This is a genomic window from Mesorhizobium sp. WSM1343, assembly GCF_055901535.1.
This window is the reverse complement of record NZ_CM148370.1, coordinates 4,998,154-5,018,529: the sequence shown is the minus strand read 5'-3', so window position 1 is coordinate 5,018,529 and position 20,376 is coordinate 4,998,154. Positions and strand designations below refer to the sequence as shown.

21 protein-coding genes are annotated in these 20,376 nt (G+C 62.0%); 7 read left to right on the top strand and 14 right to left on the bottom strand.

Going from position 1 to position 20,376, the window contains the following annotated elements:
* Positions 1-113: 113 nt before the first annotated feature.
* Both AC0NIL_RS24690 and AC0NIL_RS24685 read left to right on the top strand, forming a co-directional pair.
* Positions 114-2,420: a xanthine dehydrogenase family protein molybdopterin-binding subunit gene (locus AC0NIL_RS24690; RefSeq protein WP_473573887.1), complete on the top strand. Its 2,307-nt coding sequence runs from the start codon at positions 114-116 to the stop codon at positions 2,418-2,420.
* A 71-nt stretch (positions 2,421-2,491) separates the two neighbouring features.
* Positions 2,492-3,394: a DMT family transporter gene (locus AC0NIL_RS24685; protein WP_244506971.1), complete on the top strand. Its 903-nt coding sequence runs from the start codon at positions 2,492-2,494 to the stop codon at positions 3,392-3,394.
* Here the strand turns inward: AC0NIL_RS24685 and AC0NIL_RS24680 are convergent, their stop codons facing one another.
* The 3 genes from AC0NIL_RS24680 to AC0NIL_RS24670 all read right to left on the bottom strand — a co-directional run bounded on the left by AC0NIL_RS24680 (position 3,395) and on the right by AC0NIL_RS24670 (position 5,980).
* A complete protein-coding gene (locus AC0NIL_RS24680) occupies positions 3,395-4,207 on the bottom strand; it encodes a helix-turn-helix domain-containing protein (protein WP_063171745.1) in 813 nt (270 codons plus the stop codon). It lies immediately after the preceding gene.
* A gap of 54 nt (positions 4,208-4,261) precedes the next feature.
* A complete protein-coding gene (locus tag AC0NIL_RS24675; protein WP_473573886.1) occupies positions 4,262-5,137 on the bottom strand; it encodes a uracil-DNA glycosylase in 876 nt (291 codons plus the stop codon).
* Between the two features lie 198 nt (positions 5,138-5,335).
* Positions 5,336-5,980, bottom strand: coding sequence for a hypothetical protein (locus tag AC0NIL_RS24670; RefSeq protein WP_013532621.1), 645 nt, complete (start codon positions 5,978-5,980; stop codon positions 5,336-5,338).
* Between the two features lie 10 nt (positions 5,981-5,990).
* Here AC0NIL_RS24670 and AC0NIL_RS24665 point away from each other — a divergent pair, with 10 nt between their 5' ends.
* The 3 genes from AC0NIL_RS24665 (at position 5,991) to AC0NIL_RS24655 (ending at position 8,609) form a co-directional block, all read left to right on the top strand.
* Positions 5,991-6,137, top strand: coding sequence for a hypothetical protein (locus AC0NIL_RS24665; RefSeq protein ID WP_473573885.1), 147 nt, complete (start codon positions 5,991-5,993; stop codon positions 6,135-6,137).
* Between the two features lie 63 nt (positions 6,138-6,200).
* Positions 6,201-7,880: an electron transfer flavoprotein-ubiquinone oxidoreductase gene (locus AC0NIL_RS24660; protein ID WP_013532620.1), complete on the top strand. Its 1,680-nt coding sequence runs from the start codon at positions 6,201-6,203 to the stop codon at positions 7,878-7,880.
* Between the two features lie 129 nt (positions 7,881-8,009).
* Complete coding sequence (locus tag AC0NIL_RS24655; RefSeq protein WP_473573884.1) at positions 8,010-8,609, top strand: DUF922 domain-containing Zn-dependent protease; 600 nt, start codon at positions 8,010-8,012, stop codon at positions 8,607-8,609.
* Positions 8,610-8,613: 4 nt separating this feature from the next.
* Here the strand turns inward: AC0NIL_RS24655 and AC0NIL_RS24650 are convergent, their stop codons facing one another.
* The 5 genes from AC0NIL_RS24650 to AC0NIL_RS24630 all read right to left on the bottom strand — a co-directional run bounded on the left by AC0NIL_RS24650 (position 8,614) and on the right by AC0NIL_RS24630 (position 12,270).
* Positions 8,614-9,660, bottom strand: a complete 1,047-nt coding sequence (locus AC0NIL_RS24650; protein WP_473573883.1) for an endonuclease/exonuclease/phosphatase family protein — start codon at positions 9,658-9,660, stop codon at positions 8,614-8,616.
* Between the two features lie 71 nt (positions 9,661-9,731).
* Positions 9,732-11,195 (bottom strand): AMP nucleosidase, encoded by a 1,464-nt coding sequence (locus tag AC0NIL_RS24645; protein ID WP_473573882.1) that lies wholly within the window; start codon positions 11,193-11,195, stop codon positions 9,732-9,734.
* Between the two features lie 116 nt (positions 11,196-11,311).
* Positions 11,312-11,506, bottom strand: a complete 195-nt coding sequence (locus AC0NIL_RS24640; RefSeq protein WP_027162961.1) for a hypothetical protein — start codon at positions 11,504-11,506, stop codon at positions 11,312-11,314.
* A gap of 39 nt (positions 11,507-11,545) precedes the next feature.
* Complete coding sequence (locus tag AC0NIL_RS24635; protein WP_023812838.1) at positions 11,546-11,704, bottom strand: hypothetical protein; 159 nt, start codon at positions 11,702-11,704, stop codon at positions 11,546-11,548.
* A gap of 224 nt (positions 11,705-11,928) precedes the next feature.
* Positions 11,929-12,270: a DUF2147 domain-containing protein gene (locus tag AC0NIL_RS24630; protein WP_013532615.1), complete on the bottom strand. Its 342-nt coding sequence runs from the start codon at positions 12,268-12,270 to the stop codon at positions 11,929-11,931.
* A 446-nt stretch (positions 12,271-12,716) separates the two neighbouring features.
* On the opposite strand from AC0NIL_RS24630, the gene AC0NIL_RS24625 reads away from it, so the two are divergent.
* A complete protein-coding gene (locus AC0NIL_RS24625) occupies positions 12,717-12,983 on the top strand; it encodes an SEL1-like repeat protein (protein WP_013532614.1) in 267 nt (88 codons plus the stop codon).
* Positions 12,984-13,374: 391 nt separating this feature from the next.
* A complete protein-coding gene (locus AC0NIL_RS24620) occupies positions 13,375-14,496 on the top strand; it encodes an ABC transporter substrate-binding protein (protein ID WP_473573881.1) in 1,122 nt (373 codons plus the stop codon).
* Positions 14,497-14,573: 77 nt separating this feature from the next.
* Here the strand turns inward: AC0NIL_RS24620 and AC0NIL_RS24615 are convergent, their stop codons facing one another.
* The 6 genes from AC0NIL_RS24615 to AC0NIL_RS24590 form a co-directional block, all read right to left on the bottom strand.
* Positions 14,574-16,556 carry an acetyl/propionyl/methylcrotonyl-CoA carboxylase subunit alpha gene (locus AC0NIL_RS24615; RefSeq protein ID WP_473573880.1) on the bottom strand — a complete coding sequence of 661 codons (1,983 nt, stop codon included), beginning with the start codon at positions 16,554-16,556 and terminating at the stop codon, positions 14,574-14,576.
* 163 nt (positions 16,557-16,719) lie between these two features.
* Positions 16,720-17,094 (bottom strand): hypothetical protein, encoded by a 375-nt coding sequence (locus tag AC0NIL_RS24610; protein ID WP_275953650.1) that lies wholly within the window; start codon positions 17,092-17,094, stop codon positions 16,720-16,722.
* A 39-nt stretch (positions 17,095-17,133) separates the two neighbouring features.
* On the bottom strand, positions 17,134-17,505 hold the full coding sequence (locus AC0NIL_RS24605) for a hypothetical protein (RefSeq protein WP_013532610.1): 372 nt from the start codon (positions 17,503-17,505) through the stop codon (positions 17,134-17,136).
* Between the two features lie 39 nt (positions 17,506-17,544).
* The gene (locus AC0NIL_RS24600; protein WP_013532609.1) at positions 17,545-17,913 is read right to left on the bottom strand and encodes a hypothetical protein; all 369 of its coding nucleotides are present in this window, start codon (positions 17,911-17,913) and stop codon (positions 17,545-17,547) included.
* A gap of 195 nt (positions 17,914-18,108) precedes the next feature.
* The gene (locus tag AC0NIL_RS24595) at positions 18,109-19,716 is read right to left on the bottom strand and encodes a carboxyl transferase domain-containing protein (protein WP_275953646.1); all 1,608 of its coding nucleotides are present in this window, start codon (positions 19,714-19,716) and stop codon (positions 18,109-18,111) included.
* A 1-nt stretch (position 19,717) separates the two neighbouring features.
* Entirely contained in the window at positions 19,718-20,371 is a 654-nt protein-coding gene (locus AC0NIL_RS24590) for a hypothetical protein (RefSeq protein ID WP_473573879.1), read from the bottom strand.
* Positions 20,372-20,376 lie beyond the last annotated feature (5 nt).

Here is a 20,376-nt window from a genome sequence, read left to right as displayed (position 1 = left end):
CGCTGGTCCAAGAAATTTGAAGTCCGCGCTCTTTACACGAAACGGCCCCTCGACAAAACTGAGGCAATGCCTATTTCAGGCGTTCGTTCTCCTGTCATCATCACGAGGCATCCATGACCGTCGTCACACCGAAATTCGGCATGGGCGCATCCGTGCTGCGGCGCGAGGATGCCGCCTTCATCCAGGGCCAGGGCCGTTATACCGACGACATCCAGCCGGCTGGCGTCCTGCATGGCTATGTCCTGCGTTCGCCGGTCGCCAAGGCCAGCTTCACCATCGGTTCGACCGAGGCGGCGAAGGCCGCACCTGGCGTCCATCTGGTACTGACCGGCAAGGACCTTGCCCATCTCGGCGATCTGAAATCCGGCGTCATGCAGGAACAGCCGGACGGCACCAAGGCGCCGACGCGCGACATCCCGATCCTGTGCCGCGACCGCGTCAACTATGTCGGCGATGCCGTTGCCTTCGTCGTCGCCGACAGCCGTGCCTTGGCGCAGGATGCCGCTGAATTGATCGATGTCGACTATGACGGCGAAGACGCGGCTTCCGGGACCGCAAATGCACTTGCCGAAGGCACGCCGCTGGTCTGGCCGGAGCTCGGTTCCAACCGCGCCTTCAACTACCACATGGGCGACAGGAAAAAGACCGAAGCGGCTTTCGCCAAGGCCGCACACGTCACCCACATCGAGTTCGTCAACAACCGGCTGGTCTGCAACTACATGGAGCCGCGCTCCGCGATCGGCGAATGGAACGTCGAGGAGAAGCGCTTCGTGCTGACCACCGGGTCGCAAGGCGTGCACTCCATGCAGTACATCCTGGCCAGCGTGTTCAAGATCAAGAAGGGCCAGTTGCGCGTCATCACGCCTGATGTCGGCGGTGGTTTCGGGCCGAAGAGCTTCGTCTACCGCGAATATCCGCTGGTGCTGGAAGCGGCGAAGCGGATTGGCCGCCCGGTGAAGTGGGTCGGCGACCGCACGGAACACTTTCTGACCGACGCGCAAGGCCGCGACAATTTCGTCACGGCCGAGATGGCACTGGACAAGGACGGCCGCTTTCTCGGCATGAAGGTGGACCTGCTCGCCAACATCGGCGCCTATATCTCGCAATATGGTCCGTTCATCCCCTATATCGGCGTCACCATGTCGACCGGTGTCTACGATATCCAGGCGCTCGACGTCTCGGTGACCGGCCTCTACACCAACACCTGCCCGGTCGATGCCTATCGCGGTGCCGGCCGGCCGGAAGCAGCCTTCCTGCTGGAAAAACTGGTCGATGCCTGCGCCCACGATCTCGGCCTGCCCGTCGAGGAGATCCGCCGCCGCAATTTCATCCGGCCGGAGCAATTTCCCTACCGGACGCAAACCGGCCGCCTCTACGACACCGGTGAATTCGAAGGCCATATGGAGCGCGCCATTGAGCAATCCGAATGGAAAGCGTTTCCGGAGCGGCTGGCGCAGTCCAAGGCCGGCGGAAAAATCCGCGGTCTCGGCATGGCGACCTATATCGAGGCCTGTGCCTTTCCGGGCTCGGAGCCGGCCTTCGTCGAACTCAATGGCGACGGCACGGTGACGCTGAAGATCGGCACCCAGACCAACGGACAGGGACACGCCACCGCCTATGCGCAGTTCCTGTCGGAAAAGCTCAATCTCGACATCGACAAAATCCATGTCCGCCAGGGCGATACCGATGAATTGAAGGCCGGCGGCGGCACCGGCGGCTCGCGCTCCATTCCGCTGGGGGGTGTGTCGGCTTCCCGCGCGGGCGAGGATCTGGCCAACAAGATCAAGCGCATCGCCGCCGACGAGCTCGAGGCTTCTGCCGGCGACATCGAGTTGTCCGATGGTGTTGCCCGCATCGTCGGCACCGATCGCTCGCTCGATTTTTCCAGCATCGCCAAGGCCGCCAAGACGCCTGACGATCTCAAGGGCTTTGGCGAGTTCGTGCAGGACGAATGCACCTATCCCAACGGCACCCACATCTGCGAGGTCGAGATCGATCCCGACACCGGCGCGACCGAGATCGTCCGCTACACCATCGTCGACGATTTCGGCGTGACCGTAAACCCGATCCTGCTCGCCGGCCAGGTGCATGGCGGCGTCGTGCAAGGCGTCGGCCAGGCACTGACCGAGGACACTATCTATGGCGAGGACGGACAGCTTTTGACGGCGAGCTTCATGGATTACGCCATGCCGCGCGCCGACAATTTCCCGTTCTTTCATTTCGAGACCCGCAACGTGCCTTCGACCACCAATGCGCTTGGCATCAAGGGCGCGGGCGAGGCCGGCACCATCGGCTCGACCCCGGCGGCACTCAATGCGGTGACCGACGCGCTCTGGCGCGCTTATGGCGTCAGGCACATCGACATGCCGGCAACGCCGGCGCGTATCTGGGCGACGATCCGAGAAGCGTCGGGAGCGTGACAGCAGGCCCCGGCAGCCCCTCGGCCACAGCCAGCGATGATGCCGGCGGGCACGACACGCTTACCGGCATCATGCTCAAGATCGTGTCGGTGGCGGTCTTCGTCGGCATGCAGACCTGCATCAAAGCCGCAGGCACCGTTCCGGCCGGCCAGATTGTCTTCTTCCGCTCTTTCTTCGCCATCTTCCCGATCATCGCCTTCCTGGCCTTCAGGAAAGAACTCGGCACTGCCTTCACCACCAAGCGTCCGTTCAACCACATCGCCCGCGGCCTGGTCGGCGTCTGCGCCATGGGGCTCGGCTTTTTCGCGTTGACCCGGCTGCCGCTGCCGGAAGCGATCACGCTGAACTACGCGCAGCCGCTGCTGGTGGTGGTGTTCAGCTCCATCTTCCTCGGCGAGGCTATCCGCGTGTATCGCTGGAGTGCGGTCGCGGTCGGCCTGGTCGGCGTGCTGATCATCTCCTGGCCGGAACTGACGCTGCTGAGTTCCGACCAGGCGCTCGACGACCAGGAAGTGCTTGGCGTCATGGCCGCTCTTGTCGCGGCGGCGATCTCGGCCGTCGCCATGCTCTTGGTGCGCAATCTCGTGCAAAGCGAGCGCACGGCGACCATCGTGCTGTGGTTTTCGGTGACGGCGAGCGTCATGTCGCTGCTGTCGCTGCCATTCGGCTGGCAGGCGCTGACGCCGCTCCAGGCGGCCCTTCTTGTTGCCGCCGGCTTCTGCGGCGGCCTTGGCCAGATCCTGATGACGGCGGCCTATCGCCATGCCGAAGCCTCGGTCGTGGCGCCGTTCGAATACACCTCGATGATCCTAGGCCTCGTCGTCGGCTATCTCGTCTTCGGCGACGTCGCCACGCTCCATATGCTTGTCGGCGGCCTGATCGTCGTCGCCGCCGGCATCTTCATCATCTGGCGCGAACGCCAGCTCGGCCTGGAGCGCACCCGCACGCGCAAGGCATCTTTGCCTGAAGGGTGATTACGACAGCTCGGCTCGCTCCTTCGCCAACCGAACCAGCACCGTCCTCGTCTGTTCATCGGCGGGGAAAAACGATTCGATCGCCAGTTCCGAAAGCGTCACGTCGAGCGGCGTGCCGAACACCGTGATGGTGCTGATAAACGACAGCACCTGATCGCCATGCGCCAGCCTGAGCGGGTGCACGATGGCGTTCGGCTCGACCGGCGACGGCCGGTTGCTCCTCAGGCCGGACGGATAAGTCCTCAGTTCACGCTCGAGTTCGATCAGCACCGCGTCGCCGCTCGCGTCATTCTGGTGTTTCAGGCGCTCGAGCAGATGCGTGCGCCATTCCTGAAGATTGACGATGCGTGGCGCGATGCCGCCGGGATGCAGGCTGAGGCGAAGCACGTTGACCGGCGGCGTCAGCAGCGAAGCCTCGCTGACATCGGCAAGGAAGGGAGCGATGGCGGCGTTGGCCGAAACCAGGTTCCAGTGGCGGTCGACAGCGAGTGCCGGGAACGGCTCGTGGCCTTTGAGCACGATTTCGACCGCCGCCATCGCCGGCGCCATTGTCGTGTCGGTCAGCGAGCGTTCGCCGAAACTGGGGGCAAAGCCGGCGGCGAGCAGCAACTGGTTGCGTTGCCTCAGCGGGATCGACAATTGCTCGGCCAGATGCAGCACCATGTCGCGCGAGGGCGCGGCGCGGCCGCTTTCGACGAAGCTCAGATGCCGCTGCGAGATTTCGGCCTCCATGGCGAGGTCGAGCTGCGACATGCGCCGGCGCGTGCGCCATTCGCGAATGAGGCTGCCGGCGGAGGTTTGGGCTGTTGTCATGAGTGGATGGTTAGGCTGGTGAGGACGGCATTTCAATTACCTGCAAGGTTATCGCTAGGTGAGCGCTCGCAGCTTTGCCTTCACTTCGAGGAAATCCCGCCACGCCAGCTTCTTGTGCGACGGGGTTCGCAGGAGATAGGCCGGATGCAGCGTCGGCATGGCCGGGATGGCGATGCCGGATGCCGTCGTGTGAACGCGCCAATTGCCGCGCAGCCGCAATATGCCTTCCGAGGTGTTGAGCAAGGTCTTGGCCGACGGGCCGCCAAGATTGATCAGCACCTTGGGATTGACCAGCTCGATCTGCCGTTCGATGAACGGCCGGCAGATCTCGGTTTCGTGCGGCGTCGGCGTGCGATTGCCCGGCGGCCGCCAGGGAATGACATTGGCGATATAGGCTGAAGTGCGGTCGAGCCCGATCGCGGCCAGCATGCGGTCGAGCAGCCGGCCCGAGCGGCCGACGAAGGGCAGGCCCTCGATGTCCTCGTCGCGGCCGGGCGCCTCGCCGACCAGCATGACGGCGGCTTCCGGGTTGCCGTCGGCAAACACCAGGTTCTTGGCGGTGGCCTTGAGATTGCAGCCCTCGAACGCCGCCATATGCTGGCGAAGCTCGTCCAGCGTCGTTGCTGTGGTCGCCAATTGGCGGGCAAGTGCCGCCTGCGCTTCGTCGGGAACCGCAGTCGTCGCAGACGGCGACCGCGCGACGGGTGGTGCATTTGCTCTGTCCCCGGCTTCGCCGCGGGTCGTCGAGCGCAGCGGTGCGGCGGTGCCACCCGAAGGCGCTGCAATCGGCGCGCGTTCCATCGGCTTTGGCGCAACCTCGGCGAACCGGTTCACCGGCTGCTCTTCGAACGCCTCGTCGACGCCCACGCTGGCGTAAAACGCCAGCAGGTCGGCGATATCAGGTCTGTTGGTTGGGGAAGCGGCAGTCATCGATTCACATTCGTCCGCGTGGCGGCAATTTGCAAGGCTGGCAGCTTGAGTTCCTTCGGAGCCTCTCGCCGGCGCGTTGGCTGACGGAGCATCAAACGAAAAACCCGCCTGTGCGGCGGGTCACTGGCGCAACTCAGCACCATAGGCAAAAATGTACCATAGCTGAGCTCACCGAGTCAAGAAAAAATTCCTATCGTGTCAGCCCGTTGGTATGCGCGGATCCTGCACCAGGTAGAAGGTCCATCTGGGCGTGTAGTCGGTCATCAGGAATTCGAAGCTGGCGGTTTTCAGCGGGTCGACCTTGCCATTCCTGAACAGCAGCCGGTCATAGGGTTCGAAATCGCGATCGAAATCGGCGAAATTGCTCGACCGGATATTGTCCGGCGTCTTGTTGCGCTGGTCGAAGGAAAGCCCGTCGCCGAACACGCTCGGCTGGTTCAGGATCTCCTGCAATTCGAACTGGAATTCGACCCAGGCCTGGCCGCTGTTGTTGAGCACCTCGATGCGCATATACATCATGCCGTTGGCGAATTCGCCGGCCTTGCCGAAGGCCTGGATCGGCTTTGTCGTGCGGATCGTCAGCGTCACCGGCGTTGACGAAGTCAGCTCTTCGGTGATGACGAACGGATCGTCCTTTGTGCCGATGCCCGAGGCGCCGGTGATGTGGAAGCCGCCAAGCTCGTCGGAGAAGGAGTAGGCGCCCGCCGCCCAGACCTTCACTTCGTCGGCGGCAGCGTGGTGCGGCGCCAGCATCAGAAGGGCCAAAAGGAGCGCCCGGCGGATCCGGCCGGGCGGGAAAAGAAAGCGCGTCGATGAAAAGCCGGCTGGCCCAGGAAAGCGCATGGCGTGAAGTATGGCCGATAAGCAAGCCGTCGAACAATTAAAAACGCGCGCCCCGCAGGCAATGCCGGCCGAAAAGCAGTCTTCCAGCCTCGCAATGCGCGACTTTTTGGCCAAAACGGCATTGTCACGTATGCGCCGGTTTCCTGTCGTCAATTGATGCGCTATGCAGCGCGGGAGCCAGCAAGATACCCGAATGGGATAAGCCAGTGCGGAGGGGTTGATGAGCGACATCGAACGCGAAAGCATGGAATTCGACGTGGTTATCGTCGGTGCCGGGCCGGCGGGCCTCGCCGCCGCCATCCGCCTCAAGCAGGTCAATCCCGAGCTTTCGGTCGTCGTCCTGGAGAAGGGCGGTGAGGTCGGCGCCCATATTCTCTCCGGCGCCGTCGTCGATCCGATCGGCATCGACCGGCTCTTGCCGGGCTGGCGCGACGAGGACGGCCATCCCTTCAAGACGCCGGTCACCGCGGATCATTTCCTGGTCCTTGGTCCTGCCGGCTCGTTCCGTCTGCCCAACATTTTCATGCCGCCGCTGATGAACAATCACGGCAACTACATCGTTTCGCTGGGCAATGTCTGCCGCTGGCTGGCGACCAAGGCCGAAGCGCTCGGCGTCGAGATCTATCCGGGCTTTGCCGCTGCCGGCCTGCTCTACAATGAGCAAGGCGCCGTCACCGGCGTGGTCACCGGCGACATGGGCGTCGAGAAGGACGGAACGCACGGCCCGGGTTTCGCACCCGGCATGGCGCTGATGGGCAAATATGTGCTGATCGGGGAGGGCGCTCGCGGCTCGCTCGCCAAGCAACTGATCGCCAGATACAAGCTTTCCGATGGCCGCGAACCGGGCAAATACGGCATCGGCCTGAAGGAACTCTGGCAGGTCAAGCCGGAGAACCACCGGCCGGGGCTGGTCCAGCATTCCTTCGGCTGGCCGCTTGACTTGAAGACCGGCGGCGGCTCGTTCCTCTACCATCTCGAGGACAACCAGGTGGCGGTCGGCTTCGTCCTCCACCTCAATTACAAGAATCCCTGGCTGTCGCCGTTCGAGGAATTCCAGCGCTTCAAGACCCATCCGGCGATCGCGGCTACGTTCGAAGGCGGCAAGCGGCTGGGCTATGGCGCGCGCGCCATCACCGAGGGCGGCTGGCAGTCGGTGCCGAAATTGTCCTTCCCCGGCGGTGCGCTGATGGGCTGTGCCGCGGGCTTCGTCAACGTGCCGCGCATCAAGGGTTCGCACAATGCCGTGCTGTCCGGCATGCTGGCGGCCGAGCATGTCGCCGAGGCGATCGGCGCCGGGCGCGCCAACGACGAACTCGCTTCCTACGAGGAAGCCTGGCGCGCGACCGACATCGGCAAGGATCTGAAGAAGGTGCGCAACGTCAAGCCGCTGTGGTCGCGCTTCGGCACCATCGTCGGTGTCGGCCTTGGCGGCCTCGACATGTGGCTGAACACGCTGTTCGGTGTCTCGCCCTTCGGCACGCTGAAGCATGGCAAGGCCGACTACGCAACGCTCGAGCCTGCCGCCCGGCACAAGAAGATCGCCTATCCGAAGCCCGATGGCGTGCTGACTTTCGACAGGCTGTCCTCGGTGTTCCTGTCCAACACCAATCACGAGGAAAACGAGCCGGTCCACCTGCTTGTCGGCGACATGGAGCTGCAGAAGCGTTCCGAGCACGATGTCTTTGCGGGCCCCTCGACGCGCTATTGTCCGGCCGGGGTTTACGAGTGGGTCGACAAGGACGGCAACGCCGCCGCCGATCCCACGGCCAAGGATGTGCGCTTCGTCATCAACGCGCAGAACTGCGTCCACTGCAAGACATGCGACATCAAGGACCCGAACCAGAACATCAACTGGGTGCCGCCGCAAGGCGGAGAAGGCCCGGTCTATCAGGGCATGTAGGCCCGCGCCGGCCGCAGCGCGCAAAGGTCCCGACGATGGCTCGGCGTCTCCCGTGGCATGTGGAACATTAGAACTGTTGAAACTGCCGCGCGCTTATGGTTCCATTCCTTGACGATAAGGAGATGGCCAATGCGCGTGGCGGTTCTGGCATGCCTTGTGGCGATCGGTGCGCTGTTCGGTTTGGCTTCGGCGGCCCCGGCCGGCACCAGGGTGGTGGTCAAGACGCGGACCTACGACATCACCGGGAACACGGGGCTGGCACTAGTCCAGGCTATGGACCGCAAGGGGCCGAAGCACGGCTTCATGACGCATGCCATCGCGCTGACCGGCTACGCTGTGGATTGGGACCTCGACACCAGCCAGGACAATGGCGTCTGCCGCTTGCGGCGTGCCAACGGCACGCTCAATCTCTTCTACACGTTTCCGCGTGTCGCCTCGGCCACCACCCCGACGCTCCGGAAGCGCTGGACGCGGTTCTTCGCCGGCGTCCGCGCCCATGAGGAAACCCATGGCCGCATCGCCAGGGAGATGATGCGGGCCACGGAAAGATCCATCTCCGGCCTCAGGGTTGCCGACGACCGGTCCTGCTACAAGACACGTCGCGAGGCACAGCGACGCATCAAGGCCACCAATGCCGCATATGAGGCCAAGCAGCTCGCTTTCGATGCGCGCGAGCATCGCGACGGCGGCCATGTCCAGCATCTCGTCATCGCTTTGGTCAGGCCCTGATCCTTCAGCCTGGCGTCTTGCCGGCCTGGACAATGGCCGCGGTCGCGGTTTCATGTTCGTCGAGCGGCTTTTGCTGGTTCAGCCTGAGCGAGAACTCCACCATGACCGGAAGGTGATCCGAGCCGGTGTCTTCCAGCCGTGTCGCCGAATGGATCGTCACGCCGCCCTTGCTGAAAACCTGGTCGATCGGCAGGCCGGCGAAGCGCCGCAGGAAATCCGGCAGCCTGATGTGGATCCAGGTCGGGCCGGCGGAAGGCATGACGGTCAGCCCGCCAAGCGCCGCGACCCGCCGCACTGCGGCACTCCATGGGGCGGCATTGCAGTCGCCCGCCATGATGGCCGTCTCGCCGAGCGCGGAAAGCGGCTCTGTCAACTCGCCGATCTGCCAGTACTGCTCGCGTGGCCAGGGCCAGCTGAGATGGATCGCGGCGACATCGACGTCGATGCCGCCGAAGTCGACGGTCGCTGTCGCCATGGCACCACGCCTTTCGCAACGCGCCTCGGTGCCGGCGGCAAAGGGCCGCCGCGAGAGCAGCGCGACGCCGAATATCTTGTTAGGGTAAGGACAGAGGATCCGGTATGGATATGCGCTGCTGATATAGCCAAGCTCGGTCGCCCACATCGCCGACACCTCGTCGAGGGTGATCACGTCGGGATTGGTCCGGCCGATCAGCGACAGCACCTTCTTCGGCGTTGGATTGTCGTAGCGCAGGTTCATCTGCAGCAGCTTGTAGATCGCGCGGTCTTTGTTCTTGGCTTCATAGGCCGCCTGAACCGGCCACAGGCGGGAGAAGGACAGCGAGCCGGAAGTGGTGGCGAAGGCCGCCACGGCAAAAAGCAGTGCCACGGCCGCTTGCAGTCGAAATGTCGTGGCCAGCAGCGGCAGTGCGCAAAGCGCCATCAGCACGGCAAGATGGACGCGGAAATGCGAGAAGGAATCGAAGGCGGGATGCAGCGTTCCGAAAAACCCGGCCACCAGCGCGATCGAACAGGCCAGCATTGCCAGGAATGCAACCGAAATCAGCAATGTCCCGAAGCCCGCTTTCTCCATGCCGCTTGCTTATCGGCAGAAATGCGGCTCAATCAAGATGGCGAAACGCCCATGCGATGCGTGGAACCGGCCTACTGGAACGCCGTTTCCGAAAAACTTCTGAGCTTGCGCGAATGCAACCGCTCCATCGGCATTTCCGCGAGCTTCTCCATAGCCCTGATGCCGATGGTCAGGTGCTGCGCCACCTGGCGCTTGTAGAATTCGGTCGCCATGCCGGGCAGCTTCAACTCGCCATGCAGCGGTTTGTCCGAAACGCACAGCAGCGTGCCGTAGGGAACACGGAAGCGGAAGCCATTGGCGGCGATGGTCGCCGATTCCATGTCGAGTGCGATGGCGCGAGATTGCGACAGACGCTGTACCGGCCCACGCTGGTCGCGCAGTTCCCAGTTGCGATTGTCGATGGTGGCGACGGTGCCGGTGCGCATGATGCGCTTCAGGTCGTAGCCCGAAAGGCCGGTGACTTCGGCGACGGCTTCCTGCAACGCCACCTGGATCTCGGCCAGCGGCGGGATTGGCACCCAGACCGGAAGATCGTCGTCCAGCACGTGGTCCTCGCGCACATAGGCATGCGCCAGCACATAGTCGCCCAGCGCCTGGGTGTTGCGCAGGCCGGCGCAGTGACCGAGCATCACCCAGGCATGCGGCCTCAGCACCGCAATATGGTCGGTGATGGTCTTGGCGTTGGAAGGCCCGACGCCGATATTGACCATGGTGATGCCGCCATGTCCCGATTTCTTCAGGTGATAGGCCGGCATCTGCGGCAGGCGCGGCGGTGCAACGCCTTCGCTGGGCGCGCTCTGCCCACTCTTGGTGATGACATTGCCCGGCTCGACGAACTCCGTGTATCCGCCGCCGCCATTGGCCATCAGGTCGCGGGCGCGGGCGACGAATTCGTCGATGTAGAACTGATAGTTGGTGAACAGCACGAAGTTCTGGAAATGCTGCGGCGTGGTCGCCGTATAGTGCGACAGCCGGTGCAGCGAATAGTCGATGCGCTGCGCCGTGAAAGGCGCCAGAGGCCTCGGCTCGCCGAAGGCGACTTCGAAGGTGCCGTTGGCGATCTGGTCGTCGGTGCCATCGAGATCGGGCACGTCGAACAGGTCGCGGATCGGCCGCTTGATACGCTCTGCCGCCGCGCCGTCGACATGGGTGCCTTCAAGGAAGGCGAAATGCAGCGGGATGGGTGTGGTCGATTCCGACACCGTGACCGCAACCCCATGATTGCGCATGATCAGGCGCAACTGCTCGACGAGGTAGCTTTCGAACAGGCCCGGCTGGGTGATGGTGGTGGAAAAATGCCCAGGCGTCGGCATATGCCCATAGGCCTGACGCGAGTCGATCTGGGTGAATGAGTTGGTGGTGACGCCGATCTCCGGATAGAAGGCCCGGTAGCGCTTGCCATTGTCGCCGCCTGCCGCCGCCAGCTCTGCGAAGGAGTCGCGCAGGAACCTGGTGTTGCGGTCGTAAAGCGCCTGCAGTGCCTTGACGGCCTTCTCGGCGCTATCAAAGCTTTGCCGGCCAAAAGGCTCCGGCATGACGACAGATTCGATGGCTTGTGGGTAGATTCGCTTTTCCATGGCTCAATATAGAGACTTGGATCGGCACTTGGGAGGGGTGTCGCGACCGAAGGCGGTCAAAGCGCCGTTTTTCTTCAACCGCGCTGCAGGCTGACCAGAAGCACAAAGCCGACGCCGGACTTCTTCAGGGCCGGTGCGTCGATCGTCGAGCCGGTGTCGGCGCGCATCATCGGCACGGCCAGGACCGGAGCGGCCAGAACCGTCAGGATAAGCGCCGCCCGCGGCAGAAGCCGAAGGGTCTTGAGAGCGTTGGCGGCGATGCGGTTCATGGCGTTCAGCTTTTCTTTTCGAGGTCTTGGTTTCTTTGTTCAGTTGCGAAGATGGGTGGGGCAGGCGAGGCGGCAGGTTCTGGAACTGGCTTCGTCCCAGGCGCGGGCCGGACGGCCCGCTTCAGCGACGAGGATGGCGAAGAACATTCCAAACAGGCTCACCAGCAGGCAGACGATGGTGAAGCGGCGAGCAAGCATTGGGTCGGTCTCCTTCAACACGCCGGAGAATGCCCTGATGCAACTGAACCGGCTCTGATGGCGGCGTTCATCTGCGGTTCAAGATGATTGACGGGGTTTCGACGGCGCCGGCGTCGGTTGGATAGCCGCCGGCCTCCATCGAGCATCACCGGCGCAGGATGTGTCGACAAAACGAAAACGGGGCCCGTCGGGGCCCCGTCATCAGGTCGGAAAGATGCGCTCGATCAGAGCTTGTGCCAGGTCTGGCTCTTGCAGATCAGCCCGCCGAGCACGCAGCCGCTCATCTTGAGAGAGGTGCCCGACAATGTCGCCTTGCCCGAATAGGTCTTGTCGTTTGCCGGATCGGTGATGTTGCCGGCATATTTGTTGTCGCCCGTCGCCTTGAGCGAGCCGATGGTCTTGCCGGCATATTTGCCGGACTTGAGCGTGATGGAAAACGAGCCGCCGCCAGCGATGGCTGCGGTGTCGCCGGCCTGCGTCTTCCAATTGCCCTCGATCGGATCGGCCCAGGCCGCACCGGCCATGATCAATGTGGCCGCAAGGGCCAGGCTCACTCTTCGAAACATGTCTTCCTCCCTTTAGATGTCCGGCCGGATGCTCCGCCTCGGTCTGCCGCTTACGCAAACGTAAGCTAATCCAGCTCCCGGCAAAACAAAAGCGGTGCCGCAACGGAAGACTTTCGGATTTTGAAGGGCCCCGAATGCGCCTCCTGGCCAAGGAAATGAAACGATCGGCGCATCGCCTTTGTCTCCTGTGGTTAGCGAAGTCTTGAATTGGCATCGGGAAATTTTCGTCAAATTTGACGCAAGCAGGCTGAATTGCTGGCTTTGTATCCTTAACGAATTTCCGCGTTTACCTCTTGTTTTAGCTTTGTTTTCCTCAAATTAAGCACGCCATTTAACGACGGATTCAAGCCTGCACGGCATTCTCGAAAGCATCGGAAGAGCAGCCGCCAAGGACGAAAGAAGGCAGCTCTCGGGAGCCTGACAGGGGCCGGAAACAGGGGATTGAAATGGCACGTTTTGAAATGCTTGAAGCAGGTTTCGGCGCCATGGGGGCAACTGCCCAGGCCGACATCCTTTTCGAACTGGGCATGATGTATGCGACCGGACGCGATTGCGAGACCGATGTCGTTGCCGCCCACAAATGGTTCAACATCGCCGCCATCAAGGGCTCGGCCCGCGCCGCGGAACTGCGCTCGGAACTGTCGGCGGCCATGTCGAAGGTCGAGATCGCCACGGCGCTTCGCGAAGCCCGCGAATGGATGACCATGCACTGAAATCTGCCAATCGCAGACAGGCCTATCGAAGACAGGGAAGCTCCGGGATCAAGGCCGCACAGACGGCCGGACCCGGCGAAATTGAAGGCCGCGCAAGACGGTCACGAGGGCAAGAGAAAGAACGCGGCAGGCCGCAAGGCCCAGTCGTGCGCGACACAGGGAAGCTGAGCGGGATTTTTAGGGGCGGGGCGCCTGGAGATTGCTCGACGGGCAAAAAGCCACGACCAGCCGGAACAAGGCTGGCGTGGCTTTTTGCGTGGATGACGTCTTGCAGGCCCAATCGAGCGGCGCCAATGCGCCTAGACAGGCCGAATGAAGGATGAAATTGTCCCGCCTCTCTGGAAGAAGCGTGGCCGGGGCGGCCGCGCGTGAGTGGAGGAGTTCTACCATCATGAAAAAATTGAGTATTTTGCACGCGGCCATATTCGGCCTGATGATGAGCACGCCGGTCGCATTCGCCGACGATATCACCTTTGCGGTGATCGGCCCGATGACCGGACAGCTCGCCACCATCGGCGATCAGTTCAAGCAGGGCGCACAGGCCGCTGCCGATGCGATCAACGCCGCTGGCGGCGTCAACGGGTCGATGATCAAGCTTGATATCGAAGACGACCAGTGCGATCCCAAGCAGGCGGTGTCGGTTGCCAACCGCGTCGTCGCCGATGGCGTCAAGTTCATCGACGGCCATGCCTGCTCGGGTTCGAGCATTCCGGCCTCGGCCGTCTATGCCGAAGCCGGCGCGCTGATGATGAGCCCGGCTTCTTCCAACCCGGTGCTGACCGACGCGGCCGCCAAGGCCGGCTGGCCGACGATCATGCGCCTTTATACGCGTGACGATGCGCAGGGCGCCTTCATCGGCCCATGGATCGCCAAGAAGTTCGCCGGCAAGAATGTCGTCGTCCTGCACGACAAGAGCGCCTACGGACAGGGCGTGGCTGACGCCGTCAGGGCAACGATGAATGCCGGCGGCCTCAAGGAGGTCTACTATGACGGCATCAACGCTGGCGAGAAGGACTATTCGGCTCTCGTCACCAAGCTCAAGGACTTGAAAGCCGACGTCGTCTATTTCGGCGGCTACCATCCTGAAGCTGGCCTGATCCTGCGTCAGTCGGCGGAACAGAACCTGAAGTTCCAGCTGATAATGCCGGACTCCATCGCCTCGCCGGAATTCTGGCAGGTCGCTGGCCCGGCCGGCGAGGGCACCATGTTCGTCTTCCCGTCGGATCCGCAGGCAAAGCCGGAAGCCAAGGCAGCCGTCGAGAAAATCAAGGCCGGCGGTTTCGTGCCGGAGGGCTTCACGCTGTTCTCATACGCCACCATCCAGGCATTCGCCGAAGGCATCAAGCGTGCCGGCAGCGACGATCCGGCCAAGGTTGCTGAGGCGCTGAAGAACGGCACGCCGATCAGCACCGTTGTCGGTAATGTCACCTTCGACGAGAAGGGCGATCTCAAGAATGCCAGCTACGACATCAACCAGTGGCATGACGGAAAATATGCGCCGATCGCGCAGTAATCGCCGGCCCGGCGACTGAATAGCATAGAGAAATGGCCGGGTTCGTCCCGGCCATTTTGTTGTTTACCTTCAAACCGTCAGCTGGCTACAGCGGTCGAGATAGCTTGTTCCTCGAAGAATCGCACCAGCACTGTCCCGTCGGTCACCTGCGCGCCCTCGGTGGCAATCTCGGCGATCACGCCGTCATGCGGCGCGGCGATGGTGTGTTCCATCTTCATCGCCTCCAGGATCAGCAGCGGTTGGCCCTTGATCACGGCATCGCCCTTTCCCACGCGTACCAGCTTGACCAGTCCCGGCATCGGCGCGCGCAGGCTGCCTGAACCCGCCGCTGCCTCGTCGGCCCGTGCCAGCGGGTCCGGCACCGTAAAGGTGTAGCCGACGGCGCCTTCGAACACGGTGATGTGGCCTGGCCAGCGGGCGAGGCGTGGTGTTGAGCGAAAATCACGCGAATTGGTGTCGTCATAGGGCTTGTCCAGCGTCACCTGGAACCGCCCGTCATGCCGCACCGAAACTTTCGCCACGATTTCGTCTTCGCCAAACTTCAATCGTGTGCGTCGCGCCACGCTGTGGAAATGCGCATAACCGGCAAGCGACGACCACGGATCGTTGGGTGACGGCGATGCTCCGGCGCCGGAGGCCGCAACGGCCGCGGCAGCGATGGTTTCGCCGGTCGGCGGCGCGACCTCGGTCAGCGCCGTCTGGTGCCTGGCGATCAGGCTGGTGTCGACGTCGCCTGCGGCGAAATCCGGATCGGCGGCGAGAGCGGCAAGAAAGGCGGTGTTGACGGTCGAGCCGGCGATCTCGGTCCGGGATAGCGCCGCGCCAAGCGCCTCCAGAGCCGCCTGCCTGTCCGTTGCGTGGACGACCAGCTTGGCAATCATCGGGTCGTAATAGGGCGAGATGGCGTCACCCGCTCGCACGCCAGTCTCGATGCGCATCGTGGCGCCTTGCGGGGCCGCATCCGGAAATTTCAGATGATGCAGCGTACCGGTCGCCGGCAGGAACCCTTTTGCCGCGTCCTCGGCATAGATGCGCGCCTCGAAGGCATGGCCGACGAGCGCGATCTCGCTTTGCGTCTTGGGCAGCTTTTCGCCTGACGCGACCCGCAACTGCCACTCGACCAGGTCGGTGCCGGTGACCATTTCGGTGACCGGGTGCTCGACCTGCAGACGGGTGTTCATCTCCATGAACCAGAAGCGGTCGGCCTTCAGGCCCTGCGAGGCATCGACGATGAACTCGATGGTGCCGGCGCCTGAATAATTGATCGCCTTGGCGGCCTTCACCGCCGCCTCCGTCATCGCCTTGCGCAAAGCGGGCGTCATGCCGGGCGCCGGCGATTCCTCGATCACCTTCTGGTGGCGGCGCTGCGCCGAGCAGTCGCGCTCGTAGAGATGCACGACATTGCCCAAATTGTCGCCGAAGACCTGCACTTCGATATGGCGCGGCTTGTCGACATATTTTTCGACCAGCACACGGTCGTCGCCGAACGCGGCTTTCGCCTCGCGCCGTGCGCTGGACAACGCCTCGGAAAACTCATCGGGATGCTCGACCCGGCGCATGCCCTTGCCGCCGCCGCCGGCGCGCGCCTTGATCAGTACGGGATAGCCGATCTCGCGCGCCTTGGAGGCAAGCAGCACGATCTCCTGCGCCTCGCCATGATAGCCCGGCACGACCGGCACGCCGGCCTTTTCCATCAGCCGCTTGGCGGCGTCCTTCAGCCCCATGGCACGGATAGAGGCCGCGGATGGGCCGATGAAAATGAGCCCCGCCGCTGTCACCTGGTCGACGAAATCGGGATTTTCCGACAGGAAGCCGTAGCCGGGATGAATGGCTTGCGCACCCGTTGCCAGGGCCGCCGCGATGATCTTGTCGCCGCGCAGATAGCTTTCGCCGACGGGCGAGGCGCCGATATGCACCGCCTCGTCGGCCATCTCGACATGCAGGGATTTTGCGTCGGCATCCGAATAGATGGCGACGGTACGCACGCCCAGCTTCCGAGCCGTACGGATGACACGGCAAGCGATCTCGCCGCGGTTGGCGATCAGGATCTTGGCGAACATGGAGCCTCCGCATGTAAGGTTCGAAGTCCATGGGAAGCATGGCGCTTGAACACCCCCCTCTGTCCGGCAGGACAGAGGGGGGTGCTGTCCCGCGAGCCTTTTAAGCCCTCGGAGTAGACCTCTCCCTTACCAGGGAAGTGCTCTACCTTGCGGTCGGCTGTACCTACTTCGAGGCCGCGATCTCGCAACCGCCGCCGGTCGTGACTTTGTAGTGGCCGCGGGTGGACTGACAGGATTTCATCGCCAACTCTTCGGCCGTCTTTTGAGATGGTGCGTTGAGGTGGCCGCCGCAAACTATGTACGACGACATTATCCGTGCGTAGGGAGTGGTTGCGTACGCTGAATGGCCACCGGCCGCGACATAGGCCTTGTAGGCCTTGGTGCAGGGATCCTTGGGATTTCGCGGCAGGTACGGCGGGAAACGCTTGTCTCCCTCGCTTCCCGCCAGTGAGCCGGCCATGCCCGCTCCGGATGCTGCGAACACCAGCAATACAGCCAATATCGCCATGGCTGTTCGCTTGGAATTCGTGGATTTCATTTTGTCTTCCCCAAGGAGAAAAACCGGGCGCTTTCCGGTCTATTTGGACGCGGCGATGCTGCAGGCGCCGGCGACAGTAACCTTGTATTTGCTTTTGCTGGCCTGACAGGATTTCAGTGCCAGTTCCGCCGCCGCCTTTTGTGACGATGCATTCAGCTTCACGCCGCAAACGAAGTACTCGGTCGCCGGAACGATTGGCGTCGCCGCGAAAGCCGAATGGCCTGCGGCTGCGAGATACGCTGCATAGGCCTTCCCGCAGCCCCCGGTGGTTCCTATAGGAATGGTCACCGGGTAGCGCACGTCGCCCTTGCTGCCTGCCAGCGATCCGGCCATGGCAGCGGTGGAGGCCGCCACCATCAGCAAGCCTGCCACTATAGGGGTGGCTGCTCGTTTGCAGGTCCCGGATTTCATTCTGCTTCCCCCATTCGCAAAAAAGTCTCGGCCGGTTGCTTATTTCGATGACGAGATTGCGCAGCCGCCACTCGCGGTCTTGAGCTTCCACCGTGTCAACCCGGCCTGGCAATTGCGTAGCGCCGTCTCTTCCGCCGCCTTCTGGGACGGCGCGTTGAGCTTCGTCCCGCAGATGATGTAGAGGTCGACAACGCGCGAATAAAAGGTTGTGGCGTAGGCCGAATGGCCGCTCGCCGCGACGTAACCCTTGTAGGCAACGTTGCATTCGCCCGAACCCAAGGTCGGCGGAAAACGCACGTCTCCCTTGCGTCCTGCGAGCGATTCCGCCGAGCTGATGCCGGTCGCCGTTAATATTAGAAATGCGGAAAGTATCGAAGCAGCCGTTCCCTGGCAATATTTCAGTTTCATTTCCAGCCCGTCCCCATTGCCCCATGCTGGATAAACAGTAGCGAATATTTTGTCCCCCCGCCAGTTCACTGTTTGAGATTCGAAGCCGCCTATACTGACCAATCGCTTGGTCCATACAGTTCAGCCTTTTCACACGGCAGCAACGGCCTGCCGGTATAGTTCCGCCGTTTGGCTGTCGAAGTTGACCGTCCATTCTCACATCCGAAACACGCCAAAGCGCGTGTCCTCGATTTCGGCGTTGAGCGCGGCCGACAGGCTGAGCGCCAGCACGTCGCGCGTCTTCGCAGGGTCGATGATGCCATCGTCCCAGAGGCGTGCGGACGAATAGAGCGGATGGCCCTCATGCTCGTATTTCATCAGGATAGGCTTCTTGAATTTCGCCTCTTCCTCGGCGCTCCATTCTCCGCCCTTGCGCTCGATGCCTTCGCGTTTGACCATGGCAAGCACCGTTGCCGCCTGTTCGCCGCCCATCACCGAGATGCGGGCGTTCGGCCACATCCACAGGAAGCGCGGTGAATAGGCGCGGCCGCACATGCCGTAATTGCCGGCGCCGAACGAACCGCCGATGATGACAGTCACCTTCGGCACCCTGGCGGTGGCAACCGCCATCACCAGCTTGGCGCCATCCTTGGCGATGCCGCCTGCTTCATATTTTCGACCGACCATGAAGCCGGTGATGTTCTGCAGGAAGACCAATGGAATTTTGCGCTGGCAGCACAGTTCGATGAAGTGCGCGCCCTTCAGCGCGCTTTCGGAAAACAGCACGCCGTTGTTGGCGATGATGCCGACCGGCATGCCATGGAGATGGGCAAAGCCGGTGATCAGCGTGGTGCCGTAATTCTGCTTGAACTCGTCGAATTCGGAACCGTCGACGACGCGCGCGATGACCTCGCGCGCGTCATAGGGCTGGCGCAGGTCGGTCGGCACGATGCCATAAAGTTCATCCGCCGGATGAAGCGGCGGAATCGCTCTCCTAGAGTTCAGGCTTACAGTCTTGTTCCGATTCAGGTTCTTGACGATGCGCCGGCAGATGGCGAGGGCATGGTCGTCGTCCAGCGCATAGTGGTCGGCAACACCGGAAAGCCTGGTGTGCACATCCGCACCGCCGAGATCCTCGGCACTGACATCCTCGCCCGTCGCCGCCTTCACCAGCGGCGGGCCGCCGAGGAAGATGGTTGCCTGATTGCGCACCATGATCGTCTCGTCGGACATCGCCGGCACATAGGCGCCGCCCGCCGTGCACGAACCCATGACGCAGGCGATCTGCGGAATGCCTGATGCCGACATGTTGGCCTGGTTGTAGAAGATGCGGCCGAAATGCTCGCGGTCGGGAAACACCTCGTCCTGGTTGGGCAGATTGGCGCCGCCGCTGTCGACGAGGTAGATGCAGGGAAGATTGTTCTGCAGCGCTATCTCCTGCGCCCGCAAATGCTTCTTCACGGTCAGCGGATAATAGGTGCCGCCCTTCACGGTGGCGTCGTTGACGACGACCATCACCTCGGTGCCTTCGACGCGGCCGATGCCGGCGATCATGCCGGCCGAAGAGATCTCCTCGCCATACATCGACCATGCCGCGAACTGGCCGATCTCGAGGAAGGGTGAGCCGACATCCAGCAATTGCGCAAGGCGCTCGCGCGGCAGAAGCTTGCCGCGCGAGATATGGCGCTCACGCGCTTCCTCCGAACCGCCGAGCTCGACGGTGGCAGCCTTCTCCGCAATGTCGGCGACCAGCGCCCGCATGCGCTCGGCATTGGCACGGAAGGTTTCGGAGGAGGGGGAGATCTGAGAGGTAAGAGCGGGCATTTCAGAATTCCAAATGCTGAGACTGTAGCGTCTTCCATTCTGCGTCGTAGTTAGAAATTTCTTCGTTTTTACTATACATGATAATGTCGGCATATAATTTGTAGTAAAAAATGTATTTATTTTCGAATATATCATTATATTCGAGCTTCGCAAATATGTATGGAATATTAAAATCGTTAAAACTATTATTACCGAAATGGTCATTCATATTTTCATCAATTATTGACATAACGACAGTAGGTACGTGGACATCAGTGTTTATTCCGGAAGTGATGTGAGATTTTCTGAAATTTAGCGCGTCGCCCAACACATAATAGGCTGAATAGGCGTTATTCGCGTATTCGACGGATTTTCCAGATTTGTGTAGCTTAAAACTATTTGGAAAAGACCTAAGTAAATTATTTATTTCCCAGCTAATGGTGACATTTAGCATCGGCCCTTGTCCGACGTTCTCTAAGGCAAGAAACGTTTCGCTTGAGTTTTCTTCAGCAGGGATTCGCCGCTCGAATCTGTGTCCTATCAAGACAGGATAGGGCCTAACCGAGTTTTTGCTTTGCCGTCGCATTTCACGAGCTGTCAGCCACGCCGCAATCGCGGCAGCAAGTGTTCCTGCCGTTCCTAAGATTTGAAAAATCGTCTGCGCATTGTTTTCCACAGCCC

Excerpts from the sequence above, each read along its gene's own strand:
- AC0NIL_RS24690 (WP_473573887.1), top strand. The coding sequence starts at position 114 with ATGACCGTCGTCACACCGAAATTCGGCATGGGCGCATCCGTGCTGCGG.
- AC0NIL_RS24620 (WP_473573881.1), top strand. The coding sequence starts at position 13,375 with ATGAAAAAATTGAGTATTTTGCACGCGGCCATATTCGGCCTGATGATG.
- AC0NIL_RS24610 (WP_275953650.1), bottom strand. The coding sequence starts at position 17,094 with ATGAAATCCACGAATTCCAAGCGAACAGCCATGGCGATATTGGCTGTA.
- AC0NIL_RS24625 (WP_013532614.1), top strand. The coding sequence starts at position 12,717 with ATGGCACGTTTTGAAATGCTTGAAGCAGGTTTCGGCGCCATGGGGGCA.
- AC0NIL_RS24655 (WP_473573884.1), top strand. The coding sequence starts at position 8,010 with ATGCGCGTGGCGGTTCTGGCATGCCTTGTGGCGATCGGTGCGCTGTTC.
- AC0NIL_RS24600 (WP_013532609.1), bottom strand. The coding sequence starts at position 17,913 with ATGAAACTGAAATATTGCCAGGGAACGGCTGCTTCGATACTTTCCGCA.
- AC0NIL_RS24635 (WP_023812838.1), bottom strand. The coding sequence starts at position 11,704 with ATGCTTGCTCGCCGCTTCACCATCGTCTGCCTGCTGGTGAGCCTGTTT.
- AC0NIL_RS24645 (WP_473573882.1), bottom strand. The coding sequence starts at position 11,195 with ATGCCGGAGCCTTTTGGCCGGCAAAGCTTTGATAGCGCCGAGAAGGCC.
- AC0NIL_RS24660 (WP_013532620.1), top strand. The coding sequence starts at position 6,201 with ATGAGCGACATCGAACGCGAAAGCATGGAATTCGACGTGGTTATCGTC.
- AC0NIL_RS24595 (WP_275953646.1), bottom strand. The coding sequence starts at position 19,716 with ATGCCCGCTCTTACCTCTCAGATCTCCCCCTCCTCCGAAACCTTCCGT.
- AC0NIL_RS24630 (WP_013532615.1), bottom strand. The coding sequence starts at position 12,270 with ATGTTTCGAAGAGTGAGCCTGGCCCTTGCGGCCACATTGATCATGGCC.
- AC0NIL_RS24650 (WP_473573883.1), bottom strand. The coding sequence starts at position 9,660 with ATGGAGAAAGCGGGCTTCGGGACATTGCTGATTTCGGTTGCATTCCTG.
- AC0NIL_RS24685 (WP_244506971.1), top strand. The coding sequence starts at position 2,492 with ATGCTCAAGATCGTGTCGGTGGCGGTCTTCGTCGGCATGCAGACCTGC.
- AC0NIL_RS24615 (WP_473573880.1), bottom strand. The coding sequence starts at position 16,556 with ATGTTCGCCAAGATCCTGATCGCCAACCGCGGCGAGATCGCTTGCCGT.
- AC0NIL_RS24605 (WP_013532610.1), bottom strand. The coding sequence starts at position 17,505 with ATGAAATCCGGGACCTGCAAACGAGCAGCCACCCCTATAGTGGCAGGC.
- AC0NIL_RS24670 (WP_013532621.1), bottom strand. The coding sequence starts at position 5,980 with ATGCGCTTTCCTGGGCCAGCCGGCTTTTCATCGACGCGCTTTCTTTTC.
- AC0NIL_RS24675 (WP_473573886.1), bottom strand. The coding sequence starts at position 5,137 with ATGACTGCCGCTTCCCCAACCAACAGACCTGATATCGCCGACCTGCTG.
- AC0NIL_RS24680 (WP_063171745.1), bottom strand. The coding sequence starts at position 4,207 with ATGACAACAGCCCAAACCTCCGCCGGCAGCCTCATTCGCGAATGGCGC.
- AC0NIL_RS24640 (WP_027162961.1), bottom strand. The coding sequence starts at position 11,506 with ATGAACCGCATCGCCGCCAACGCTCTCAAGACCCTTCGGCTTCTGCCG.
- AC0NIL_RS24665 (WP_473573885.1), top strand. The coding sequence starts at position 5,991 with ATGGCCGATAAGCAAGCCGTCGAACAATTAAAAACGCGCGCCCCGCAG.